Source organism: Macrococcus capreoli, assembly GCF_025628935.1.
Classification (GTDB): Bacteria; Bacillota; Bacilli; order Staphylococcales; family Staphylococcaceae; genus Macrococcoides; species Macrococcoides capreoli.
The window spans coordinates 163,070-175,585 of the sequence record NZ_JAOTIS010000002.1; the positions used below are offsets into that span (position 1 = coordinate 163,070).

Annotated in this window: 11 protein-coding genes; all 11 read right to left on the reverse strand. The window is 36.7% G+C overall.

Annotated elements, in window-relative coordinates; genetic code table 11:
• Nucleotides 1-59: 59 nt before the first annotated feature.
• Nucleotides 60-833, reverse strand: coding sequence for a GTP-sensing pleiotropic transcriptional regulator CodY (codY, locus tag OCL94_RS02540; protein ID WP_262994239.1), 774 nt, complete (start codon nt 831-833; stop codon nt 60-62).
• Between the two features lie 18 nt (nt 834-851).
• Entirely contained in the window at nt 852-2,234 is a 1,383-nt protein-coding gene (gene hslU / locus OCL94_RS02545; RefSeq protein WP_262994241.1) for an ATP-dependent protease ATPase subunit HslU, read from the reverse strand.
• 14 nt (nt 2,235-2,248) lie between these two features.
• Nucleotides 2,249-2,791 carry an ATP-dependent protease subunit HslV gene (gene hslV / locus OCL94_RS02550; RefSeq protein ID WP_411268463.1) on the reverse strand — a complete coding sequence of 181 codons (543 nt, stop codon included), beginning with the start codon at nt 2,789-2,791 and terminating at the stop codon, nt 2,249-2,251.
• 12 nt (nt 2,792-2,803) lie between these two features.
• Nucleotides 2,804-3,676 (reverse strand): site-specific tyrosine recombinase/integron integrase, encoded by an 873-nt coding sequence (xerA, locus tag OCL94_RS02555; RefSeq protein WP_262994365.1) that lies wholly within the window; start codon nt 3,674-3,676, stop codon nt 2,804-2,806.
• 72 nt (nt 3,677-3,748) lie between these two features.
• Nucleotides 3,749-5,053 (reverse strand): FADH(2)-oxidizing methylenetetrahydrofolate--tRNA-(uracil(54)-C(5))-methyltransferase TrmFO, encoded by a 1,305-nt coding sequence (trmFO, locus tag OCL94_RS02560; protein ID WP_262994368.1) that lies wholly within the window; start codon nt 5,051-5,053, stop codon nt 3,749-3,751.
• Nucleotides 5,054-5,208: 155 nt separating this feature from the next.
• Nucleotides 5,209-7,281 (reverse strand): type I DNA topoisomerase, encoded by a 2,073-nt coding sequence (gene topA, locus OCL94_RS02565; protein ID WP_262994370.1) that lies wholly within the window; start codon nt 7,279-7,281, stop codon nt 5,209-5,211.
• 185 nt (nt 7,282-7,466) lie between these two features.
• Nucleotides 7,467-8,336 (reverse strand): DNA-processing protein DprA, encoded by an 870-nt coding sequence (dprA, locus tag OCL94_RS02570; RefSeq protein WP_262994244.1) that lies wholly within the window; start codon nt 8,334-8,336, stop codon nt 7,467-7,469.
• A gap of 214 nt (nt 8,337-8,550) precedes the next feature.
• The gene (gene sucD, locus OCL94_RS02575; RefSeq protein ID WP_262994246.1) at nt 8,551-9,459 is read right to left on the reverse strand and encodes a succinate--CoA ligase subunit alpha; all 909 of its coding nucleotides are present in this window, start codon (nt 9,457-9,459) and stop codon (nt 8,551-8,553) included.
• Between the two features lie 15 nt (nt 9,460-9,474).
• Nucleotides 9,475-10,644 carry an ADP-forming succinate--CoA ligase subunit beta gene (gene sucC, locus OCL94_RS02580; protein WP_262994247.1) on the reverse strand — a complete coding sequence of 390 codons (1,170 nt, stop codon included), beginning with the start codon at nt 10,642-10,644 and terminating at the stop codon, nt 9,475-9,477.
• A gap of 154 nt (nt 10,645-10,798) precedes the next feature.
• Nucleotides 10,799-11,563 (reverse strand): ribonuclease HII, encoded by a 765-nt coding sequence (locus tag OCL94_RS02585; RefSeq protein ID WP_262994249.1) that lies wholly within the window; start codon nt 11,561-11,563, stop codon nt 10,799-10,801.
• Nucleotides 11,553-12,425: a ribosome biogenesis GTPase YlqF gene (gene ylqF / locus OCL94_RS02590; RefSeq protein WP_262994251.1), complete on the reverse strand. Its 873-nt coding sequence runs from the start codon at nt 12,423-12,425 to the stop codon at nt 11,553-11,555. Before ylqF ends, OCL94_RS02585 begins: the two co-directional genes overlap by 11 nt.
• Nucleotides 12,426-12,516: the final 91 nt, after the last annotated feature.

The window sequence follows — 12,516 nt, forward strand, 5'->3', positions numbered from 1 at the left end:
ATTTTTATTATAAAATGAGTGATCAACGCCCTTTTATTTTCAATTAATCATTACAAACATTAATGTGCATTTGCTAATTCTTCTAAAAACTTTTCTTTCTTAATCTTAATGAATGTACCTTTCATACCTAATGAACGCGATTCAATGACACCTGCTGACTCTAATTTTCGTAATGCGTTAACAATTACAGAACGTGTAATACCAACTCGATCAGCTACTTTAGAGGCAACTAGTAAACCTTCGTTCGCACCTAATTCTTCAAAGATATGTTCAATCGCTTCTTTTTCAGAATAAGATAATGAGCTGATGGCCATATTAATCGCAGCTTTATCACGTGCAATTTTTTCGATATCCGCGTGTTTCTCACGCAATATTTCCATACCAACAACTGTTGCTGCATATTCACCTAATACTAAATCATTGTCGTCATAATCTTTGTCCACACGACCTAATACTAACGTACCTAAACGTGAACCATTCCCTTTAATCGGAATAATAACCGTATTCGATTTACTAAATAAGTCTGCACTTTCGTGTGGGAATACCGTTAATTTGTTTTCTAACGGAATATTGCTTTTTGTTTCTTCCACTTCAAGTAATAATTCTACATATTCTTTCGGAAATTGACGTTCTTCGAGCATTTTAATAATGCGTTCATTTTTCAATAATTCGTTAACACCGAAACCTAATAATTTCCCACGACGTGATAAAATAAATACATTTGATTGCATCGTTGAACCTAATTGGTCAGCCATTTCTTTAAAGTCTACGGCCAAACCTGTATGTTCTTGTAATAACTGATTAATTTCTCGTGTACGTTTTAATAATGACATGATAACTCTCCTTATAATTTATAATATAAATTCACTTAAATCTTTATTTTTTGCAATCGTTCCAAGTTTCGATTCAACATATTGTGCAGTAATTTCAACATGTGCATTTGGCATATCCGGTGCTTCATATGATAAATCTTCGAGCATTTTTTCTAATATTGTATGCAAACGTCTTGCGCCAATATTATCAGTTTCCTGATTGACGTCATACGCAATTTGCGCTAATTTTTCAATCGCTTCATCTGTAAAGTTAATTGTAACTTGTTCTGTCGCTAATAATTGTTCATATTGTTTTAACAATGACGTTTTCGGTTCAGTTAATATTTTGATGAAATCATCCACCGATAACTTATCAAGTTCAACACGAATCGGAAAACGACCTTGTAATTCAGGAATTAAATCGCTTGGTTTGGATACGTGGAATGCACCCGCACCAATAAACAATATATGTTCAGTATTGACTGCTCCGTATTTTGTTTGTACGACGCTTCCTTCAACGATCGGTAAAATATCACGTTGCACACCTTGACGTGAAACATCTGCGCCTTGATTACCGCCCGCTATTTTATCAATTTCATCAATGAAGACAATGCCCATCGATTCAACGAGTTGAATCGCTTCATCATTGACAGACTCATCATCGATTAACTTTGCCGCTTCTTCATCAATTAATATTTCTCTTGCACGCGCCACTGTTAATGTGCGTTCAACTTTTTTCTTCGGCATCATTTGACTGAACATATCCTGCATATTATCCTGCATTCCATTCATGCCTAACATACCGAGCCCTTTAAATTCCTGTTCAACTTTCAACTTAACATTTTCATTTTCAAGATGTCCTGCGATCAATTTCTCTCGTATATCTTTACGTTTTAACTTGACGTTTTCATCAGGTGCATCTTCTATATCGTCATCTTGTTGCATCGTTTGTGTGAAGAACATTTCAAATGGATTGTTGCTTTGTTTTTCTTTTTTCTTCATCGCTGGCGCTAATAATTTAATTAATCTTTCAGTCGCATTTTTTTCTGCTTCTGCACGTACTTCTTGTTTCATACGTTGTTTAATGAGTCGCACTCCATTTTCCGCTAAGTCACGAATCATACTTTCAACGTCGCGACCAACATAACCGACTTCTGTATATTTTGTCGCTTCTACTTTTACAAAGGGTGCCCCAACTAATGATGCCATTCGACGTGCAATTTCTGTTTTACCGACACCCGTTGGTCCGATCATTAATATATTTTTAGGGATGATCTCTTTTTGCATAGCATCATCGAGTGCCATTCTGCGATAACGGTTTCGTAAGCTGATTGCCACTTTACGCTTTGCATCTGCTTGTCCAATGATATGTTCATCAAGACTTGCCACAATGGCCTTCGGTGTTAAATTATTTTTGTCCAATTCAAACCCTCCAACTATAATTCTTCAACAATGATATTATGATTGGTAAACACACAAATATCAGCTGCTGTTTCCAGAGAAGCAAGTGCAATTTCTTTTGCAGTTAAATGGCTCGCGTGTTTTTTTAAAGCACGACCTGCACTCAACGCATAATTGCCACCGGAGCCAATTGCAATTATATCATCGTCCGGTTGAATGACTTCGCCCGTTCCACTCACAACGAGCAGTTCACTTTTATTCATGACGATGAGCATCGCCTCAAGTTGACGTAACATTTTGTCGCCACGCCACTCTTTAGCAAGTTCTACCGCAGCACGTGATAAATTCCCGTTATATTCATGTAACTTCATCTCAAACTTCTCAAACAAAGTAAAGGCATCTGCAACACTCCCTGCAAAGCCAGCAACAACTTCATCGTTAAACAGTCGTCGAACTTTACGTGCTGTTTGTTTCATAATCACTTGTTGACCCAGTGTTACCTGTCCATCTCCACTCATCGCACATTGATTATTGTGACGAATCGCAAAAATCGTTGTTGCATGTATTTGATTATTCAAAATATCAACTCCTTAAGCTCTAGGATGTGCATTTAAATACGATTGTCTTAAATGCGCTTTCGTGACATGCGTGTATTTACCAGTTGTAGATAAATTGACATGCCCTAATAAATCTTGCACTGTTCTTAAATCAGCACCATTATTCAACAAATGCGTTGCAAAAGTATGGCGCAATTTATGGGGGTGAATATTAGTTGAAATCGTTGCGTTATTAACGATTTGGTCTAAAACATAACGAACGCCCCGTTCAGATAATGGGGCATTTCTATAATTTACTAATAAAAAGTCATGGTCAATCTTACGTGATGCTCGAAATTCCAGATAGTCTTCCAAAGCAGACTGTGCGAATGCACCGTATGGTACGATTCGTACTTTATTACCTTTACCCAGTACTTTTAACATCATCATCGACTGATCAATATCACTTAATTTTAAGTGCGTTAATTCAGAGGCGCGTATCCCTGTCGCATATAAAAGTTCCAGAATAAGTCGGTCTCTTGAATACAATGGTTTAGATGTATCGACGGCTTCAAATAATTGAGACATTTCTTCTTCATAAAAGAATTGTGGTAAATATTTATCCTGCTTCGGATGTACGAGCTGATGAAATGGATTCGTTTTATCCGTATCCTGATATAAAAATTTATAAAATGAACGTAAAGTCGAAATATGTCTCGACACCGTCGTTCGTTTCAATCCTTTGTCATACATACCGACTAAATAATTTCTCGCATCTCGATATTCAAAAATGGTTATCGTTAAATTTTCTTTTTGTAAAAACAAATAAAAATCTTTTAAATCTTTTTCATAGGCAGTAATCGTATGTTCTGAAAAATTTCTTTCCTGTGCTATATATTTAAGAAAAGCTTTCATTTCAGTATTCATCATACTTTCACCCCTATTTATCTGAATTGTAACACAATTTATTTTGAAATTACAATGAAATCCATCGCTTTATTAAAGTGTCACTTTAAAATGTTCTAAAGTTGTTAATGCACGATTTGCCAACGCTTCATAGCGTTCCTTCTTATCTTTAATACGTGTTTCTAAATTCGGTAACAAGCCGAAATTCGCATTCATTGGCTGGAAGTTTTTACTGTTTGTATGCGTAATATAATACGCCATAGATCCGATAACTGTCTTTTCAGGGAATAACACTGGTGATTGTCCAGTGACATGTTTCGCCATATTAATACCGGCTACTAATCCACTAGCAGCTGATTCTACATAACCTTCAACACCAGTCATTTGTCCCGCTAAAAATAAATCGTTGTTCCCTTTAAATTGATACGTCTGTTGTAAATTTGTAGGTGAATTAATAAATGTATTTCTGTGCATCACACCATACCTTACAATTTCCACATTTTCCAAACCAGGAATTAACTGTAGAATTTCTTTTTGCGCACCCCATTTTAAGTGGGTTTGGAACCCAACAATATTATAAAGTGTGCCCGCTGCATCGTCTTGACGTAACTGAACCACGGCGTATGGTCGTTTACCAGTTTTAGGATCTTCAAGTCCAACAGGTTTCATCGGTCCAAATAATAATGTTTTGCGACCTCGTTTCGCCATTTCTTCAAACGGCATACATCCTTCAAAGTATATTTCCTTCTCGAATTCTTTTAACGGCACCACTTCAGCTGCAAGAATCGCATCATAAAAACGATTGAATTCTTCTTCAGTCATAGGGCAGTTTAAATAAGCCGCTTCACCTTTATCATAACGTGATTTTAAATACACTTTGTTCATATCAATTGAGTCTTTTTCAATGATTGGCGCTGCCGCATCATAAAAATAGAGATGATCCTGGCCGGTTAAACGTTGAATATCTTTACTTAAACTTTCTGTCGTTAATGGACCCGTCGCAATAATTGTCGGACCATCCGGAATGCTTGTAATCTCCTCATTAATGACTTCGATATTTAAATGATTTCTTAAAGTATCTGTCACGTAGCCGCTAAATTCATGGCGATCCACAGCCAGTGCTCCACCAGCAGGTACAGAAGCTTTATCTGCTGCCTGAATAATTAAGGAATCTAATCTTCTCATTTCTTCTTTCAATACTCCAACAGCATTTGTTAACGCATTGCCTCGTAATGAATTTGAACAAACAAGTTCTGCAAATTTATCTGTATGATGAGCAGGTGTTTGTTTCACCGGTCTCATTTCGAATAATTTAACTTTTACATCGCGCTTCGCTAACTGATATGCTGCTTCTGATCCAGCTAATCCTGCACCTATAATATTTACTGTCGTCATAATATTCCTCCTCTAAGTCCTATCCGATTGTAATACATTTTGCGTTATTTAAAAAGAGATTTATCTGAATTTATTATAAATGATGACAATTCTTAATAAAAAGTTTACAAAGATAAAAAAATGTACACATCTGTTTATTGGATGTGTACATTTTTTCTTTATTGTGGTTTTTCGTCGTAGTCACAATTTGTACAAACGACTTGCGTTTGTTTTCCTTTTTTGCGTTCAACAAGTTGTGTGTCACATTTCGGACACTTACGTGCAATTGGTTTATCCCATGATAAATAATCACATTCCGGGAAATTGTTACAACCATAGAAAATTCGATTTTTCTTAGATTTACGTTCAACAACTTCTCCATTACTACATTTTGGACACGGCACACCAATTGTCTTCACAATCGCTTTCGTGTTTCTACAATCCGGGAAGTTTGAACATGCCATAAATTTGCCATAGCGACCCATCTTATAAACCATTGGGGAACCACATTTTTCGCAATCTTCACCAGCTGGCTCATCTTTAATTTCGATTTTTTCCATTTCCTGTTCAGCACGTTCAACGTGTGTTTTAAAATCACCATAAAAAGTAGAAATAACTTTCTTCCAGTCCATTTCGCCATTTGCAACTTTATCTAATAACGTCTCCATATTCACCGTAAAATCGATATCGATAATCTCAGGGAAATATTCTTTAACCGATTCATGAACAATTTGGCCTAATTCAGTCGGATAAAATTTCTTCTGATCGACCTTTACGTAGTTACGTTTTTGAATCGTATCAATCGTTGGCGCATAAGTAGATGGACGGCCAATCCCTTTTTCTTCAAGTGTCTTCACTAAGCGCGCTTCTGTATAACGTGGCGGTGGTTGGGTAAAGTGCTGGTTCTCTTCAATATTAACGGCTTTCACTTTATCACCGACATTCAGTTCAGGTAAGCGATTCTCACCTTCTTCTGTTTCTTCGTCATTACCTTCAACGTATACACTCATAAAGCCTTTAAATTTAACCGTTTGACCATTTGCACGGAATTTAATTTGTTCCTGTACTAAATCGACACTCACCGTATCGATAACAGCCGGTGCCATTTGACTTGCCAAAAATCGTTCCCAGATCAATTTATACAATCGCAATTGATCACGCGTTAAATATGCTTTCATTTCTGTCGGTGTACGTAATGCCGATGTTGGACGTACTGCTTCATGGGCATCCTGAGCACCACCTTTCGCTGCAACTTTACGTTTAGAAAGATAGGCTTTACCAAAATTTTCTTCGATATAGCCAGCAGCTTCTGCTTTAGCTGTGTCAGAAATACGTGTTGAATCAGTACGCATATAAGTAATTAGTCCAACAGTCCCTTGTTTCTTTAAATCGATACCCTCATATAATTGTTGTGCAAGCATCATCGTTTTACGCGCTTTGAAATTCAATTTACGTGCAGCCTCTTGTTGTAAAGAACTCGTCGTAAACGGTAAGGCAGGATTTCTTAATTTTTCTTTCTTTGTAACGTCAGTAACATCAAATAAATCAGATTTCAATTGCCCTACGATTGCTTTTACATCTTTATCATTCTTTAATTTTTTCGGTTTATTTGATTCGTGTAAAAATTTCGCTTTAAATGTTTTATTGTTATATGAGAACAAGCCATCGATTGTCCAGTATTCTTCAGGCTTAAATGCATTAATTTCTTCTTCACGATCAATAATCAATTTTAAAGCAACAGATTGAACACGACCAGCAGATAGGCCCTTCTTAACTTTCTTCCATAATACAGGAGAAATATTGTAGCCCACTAAACGGTCTAGTACACGACGCGCTTGTTGCGCATCAACCAGTTCGTGTTTAATCTCACGAGGATGTTTAAAGCTTTCTTTTACAGCATCTTTCGTAATTTCATTAAATACAACACGAGATTTCGCTGTTTGATCAATATCTAATATATGTGCTAAGTGCCAGGCAATCGCTTCACCTTCGCGGTCCGGGTCACTTGCGAGATAAACGTTTTTCGCTTTTTTCGCATGCTTCTTTAAGTCTTGTACAACCGGCCCTTTTCCGCGTATCGTGATATATCTTGGTTCAAAATTATTATCTGCATCTACACCCATTTGACTTCTAGGTAAATCCCTAACATGTCCCATAGATGCGACCACTTTAAATTTCTTTCCTAAATATTTCTCAATGGTTTTTGCTTTTGCAGGCGATTCTACTATGACGAGATTCTCTGCCATTTTGATATCCCCCTTTTAATGAAAACAGTTTTGCTTTTCAATGATAAATGATATACGTTTCAAATCAACATTGTCAAACGTTATTTGTAAATCCAGACAAATTCAATAAACATTCATTGAATATTTCATCACGATTGAACCTATTATTATAGAAGAAACATCGTCAATAAACTTCTATCGATGTTATTCAATCAGTAATCTTCTAATATATCTTCAACACGTACAACAATTTTTGCGCCTTCTGCAATCTTTTGATTACAACCTTGTGAATATGGCGATGTAATGTGACCAGGCATACAATATACATTGCGACCCTGATCTAATGCCTGGTCACACGTTATTAAACTACCACTCCTAAGCTTTGCTTCAGTAATGAGAACCCCTTGGGATAGTCCACTGATAATCCGATTGCGCTCCGGAAACTGAAATTTCGCAATTTGAGTTGTCGGATAATACTCACTGACAACTAAATGATGTCGTTCCATATTGCGACGCAGTATCGTTACTTCTTCAGGATAATAGTAATCATGTCCAAATCCAAGTACGCCAATCGTCTTGCCTCCATGATAATTGGCAGCGAGATGCGCATCGCTATCAGCACCTTTCGCTAGACCACTTACAATCGCAATTTGATTTGCCACAAAGTGTGGCATAAATTGTTCGATTACTTCTGAAGTGTAACCTGTTCGATTTCTACTCCCGACAATTGCCAAAAAATATTGGTGTGATAATATGGAAACATCACCTTTACAGAATAACACAAAAGGAAAATCATAAATTTGTTTCAATAAAAAAGGATATTCGTCTGAATGAGAAAATACAGGCGATATTTGTCGCATATCTAATGCTGAATGTACAGCATTTATATCAAGTGTTTGGAAGTGTTGTATTTTTAAATCTAATTTATTATCCCTATTAAGTAAATTTTTTAACACTGAATACATACGTGAATACGGAATGTCCAATGTATTATAATGTTGTTTTATTTTATGTAGTTGCTGTGTAGTAAAGCCAGATGCAACAAGCCTTAAGATGAGTTGCTCGTCGTGTGAATATTTCATTTTGATCACCTCTGTGAATAACATAGGGGATGGATGTTAAGTGAATGTAAATTTAATTCGTGAAATTGTTGAGATTTGTGTGATTTTTTGAGTGGATAAATTTATTCAAGCGAAGCCTTCATAAAAATTGGTAAATGGATGCGTCGAACGTTGCGCAACATAAAATTTAATAATAAAACCGAGACACAATTTGTGTCCCGGCATTTCATCATTATTACTTAACTGTTAAACACTTTTCATATAAACCATCTTCTTCTTTAATACGTGCAATTAAAGTTGAACCAATTTCTGATGGTGTTGCTGCAGTTTTAATACCACAAGCATTCATCGTTTTAATCTTTTCTGCTGCTGTACCTTTACCACCAGAAATGATTGCACCCGCATGTCCCATACGTTTTCCTGGAGGTGCTGTTTGACCACCGATGAATCCTACAACAGGTTTCGTCATGTTTGCTTTAACCCATTCTGCTGCTTCTTCTTCAGCTGTTCCGCCAATTTCACCAATCATAACAACTGCTAAAGTTTCAGGGTCGTTATTAAATGCTTCAAGCGCATCGATAAAGTTTGTTCCGTTAACCGGGTCTCCACCAATACCAACTGCTGTCGTTTGACCGATACCCGCTTGTGTTAATTGATGTACTGCTTCGTAAGTTAATGTACCAGAACGGCTCACAACACCAACGTGACCTTTTTTGTGAATGTATCCAGGCATGATACCGATTTTACATTCGTCAGCTGTAATCACACCAGGACAGTTTGGTCCAACTAAGCGTGTTTTCTTACCTTCCATATAACGCTTCACTTTCACCATATCTAATACTGGAATATGTTCAGTAATACAAATTGCTAAATCTAACTCCGCATCTACACATTCAACGATGGCATCCGCTGCGAATGGTGCTGGTACGTAAATGACTGAAACTGTCGCACCAGTTGCTTTTACAGCTTCTTCTACTGTATTGAATACTGGTACGCCTTCAACTTCCATACCACCTTTACCAGGGGTAACCCCAGCAACGATTTTTGTACCATATTCAATCATTTGTTTTGTATGAAATAATGCTGTTGATCCTGTAATACCTTGTACGATTACTTTCGTATCTTTATCAATAAATACTCCCACGATTATCCCCGCTTCCTATTTAGCTTCTTTTACTAATTCAACGATTTTTTGTGCACCTTCAGCCATTGTACTTGCTGGCGTAATAGCTAATCCTGAATTGTTTAATATTGCTTTACCTTGGTCTACGTTTGTACCTTCTAAACGTACAACTAATGGAATTGTTAATGCTAATTCTTTCGCTGCTGCTACAACACCTTCAGCGATAACGTCACACTTCATAATACCACCGAAAATATTGACGAAAATACCTTCAACTTTTTCATCACCTAAGATGATTTTGAATGCTTCAGTTACTTTCTCTTTCGTAGCGCCGCCCCCTACATCAAGGAAGTTCGCCGGATTGCCGCCGAAATGGTTAATTGTATCCATTGTTGCCATTGCAAGACCAGCACCGTTGACCATGCATCCGATATTACCATCTAATGCAATATAGGATAAATCATATTTTGAAGCTTCGATTTCTTTTGGATCTTCTTCATCTAAATCACGTAATTCCATTACATCTTTTTGACGGAATAATGCGTTCGCATCGAAGTTAATTTTAGCATCTAACGCTAATACATCACCCGCTCCTGTCGTCACTAATGGATTGATTTCAATAATTGACGCATCTTTTTTGATGAATACATCGTATAAACCTAACATAATTTTAACTGCTTTATTAACAGATTCTTTCGGAATATTAATATTAAACGCAAGACGACGTGCTTGATAAGGCATTAATCCTACTACCGGATCAATCACTTCTTTGAAGATCTTTTCAGGCGTTGCTTCTGCCACTTCTTCAATTTCAGTACCACCTTCTTCAGATCCCATTAAGACAACTGAATCTGTTGCACGGTCTAATACGAAACCTAAGTAGTATTCTTTTTGAATATCGCAGCCTTCTTCGATTAACAGACGCTTCACTTCTTTACCTTCTGGGCCTGTTTGATGTGTCACTAAAGTTTTACCAAGCAATTCTTTCGCAAAGCTTTCAACTTCTTCTAAAGATTTCGCAATTTTAACGCCGCCCGCTTTACCGCGTCCACCAGCGTGAATTTGAGCTTTAACGACATATACGCCTTCTTTTAATCCTTTAGCCACTTCAACTGCTTCTTCTGGTGTGTATGCAACTGAACCGTTAGGTACTGCTACACCCATTGAGCGAAAAATTTCTTTTCCTTGATACTCATGGATATTCATTTTCCATCCTCCTAGATTGCACAATTATTTAACTTACGTATCAATTATAGAAAATGTAAGCGCTATTGTAAACTGAATAAACCGAAAAAGACGTGTCACCTCATCAATTTTTTCAAATTTCTGATTTACACGTCTTTTAATGCATTCAAATATATTATTTCATTTCGCACATCGATTTGATCGGTTCGAAAGTTTTTCGATGAATCGGAGTTACCCCTTTTCGCTTCAAACCTTCCAGATGTTTCGGCGTCCCGTATCCAGCATTGTTTTCAAAATCATAACCCGGATATGTTTCAGCGTATGTGGCCATTATACGATCACGATATTCTTTTGCGATGACACTTGCAGCTGCAATTGAAATACTCGTCGCATCACCTTTAATAATCGATTCTTCTATCAAACCAGTACCTAATTGCATGGCATCAATCAACAACACGTCCGGTGAAACAGGCAAATCATTAATCGCACGCTGCATCGCCATTTTCGTCGCTTCATATATATTAAATGTGTCGATTTCTTCTACTGTTGCCACGCCAATAGCATACGTAACACGTTCTAATAAATCCGCTTCTATTCTAGCACGCTGCTGTTTCGACATTTGTTTCGAATCATTGAGGCCATAATATGCATGCGCATTATCTAATATAACAGCGCATGCCACTACAGGTCCTGCAAGTGGCCCCCGTCCCACTTCATCTATGCCTGCAACGATCTTTCCAGTATATTTCTTTTCATAAGTAAGCATTTCATTATATTTATCGATGCGTTTTTGTTGTTTTTCAAATAATTTAATGCATTGCATTTTTATTTTAAGTGCGCCTGCTCTCGATTCACCTTCAAAAAATGATTCAAGTTCATTTACAGCAAGTTCACTTGCAACAGCCTTTAATAGTGTAATACGATAATCTTTACTCTTCATCTTTAACCTCTAATAAATCTAGTGTATCAAATGTATATTTACCGATTTTTTCGTTACGAATGTCACGGATGATGAGTTCAACGACACTTTCATAATCTATTTCGTTACCTTTCAGTTTCATCCCACGGCTTTTTCCAATCGCATCAAATACATCGATATAAGGCGTGTCTGTCTCAACTTGGATATTATAATGTTTATTTAACTTTGCTAAATCATTATGCTGTAAAAATTCGATACCATAAATCGCAACTTCATCTAAATGAACAATACTATCTTTTATAGCACCTGTTAAGCTCAACTTTTTGCCGACGACTTGATCTTCAAACTTTGGCCATAATATTCCTGGGGTATCTAATAATTCTAAACTTGTTCCAACTTTAATCCATTGTTGTTTCTTCGTTACACCTGGCATATTACCTGTTTTAGCGATTGTTTTTTTAGCAAGTCGGTTAATTAGTGTAGATTTGCCGACATTCGGAATCCCTACAATCATTGCTCGAATCGCTCTAGGACGTAATCCTTTCGCTTTCATACGGTCAAACTTTTCTTTCGTCACAATTTCAGCAGCTTTCGTGACTTGAGATAAATTCTTACCATTTTTACTGTCGATTAATACAGGATAAAATCCTCTGTCTTCAAAATAGTTCATCCACTGCTTCGTCTTGTTCAAATCCGCCATATCCATCTTATTGAGTAAGACTACACGCGGTTTATCTTTAATCACTTCATCTATCATTGGATTACGCGATGAATACGGTATGCGTGCATCCACTAACTCAAATACAACATCAACTAACTTTAATTGTTCTGTTACTTCACGTCTTGCTTTGGCCATATGACCTGGAAACCATTGAATTGTCATCTATTTTATATCTCCTAACTGTATATTGGATGATTTAACGAGTTAACTCCACTATAATGATATTATATTATTATATACTATAATATACCGA

Bases quoted from the DNA above. Each gene is read 5' to 3' on its own strand.
- dprA (WP_262994244.1), bottom strand. From the start codon at position 8,336: ATGAAATATTCACACGACGAGCAACTCATCTTAAGGCTTGTTGCATCT.
- codY (WP_262994239.1), bottom strand. From the start codon at position 833: ATGTCATTATTAAAACGTACACGAGAAATTAATCAGTTATTACAAGAA.
- ylqF (WP_262994251.1), bottom strand. From the start codon at position 12,425: ATGACAATTCAATGGTTTCCAGGTCATATGGCCAAAGCAAGACGTGAA.
- xerA (WP_262994365.1), bottom strand. From the start codon at position 3,676: ATGAATACTGAAATGAAAGCTTTTCTTAAATATATAGCACAGGAAAGA.
- sucC (WP_262994247.1), bottom strand. From the start codon at position 10,644: ATGAATATCCATGAGTATCAAGGAAAAGAAATTTTTCGCTCAATGGGT.
- OCL94_RS02585 (WP_262994249.1), bottom strand. From the start codon at position 11,563: ATGAAGAGTAAAGATTATCGTATTACACTATTAAAGGCTGTTGCAAGT.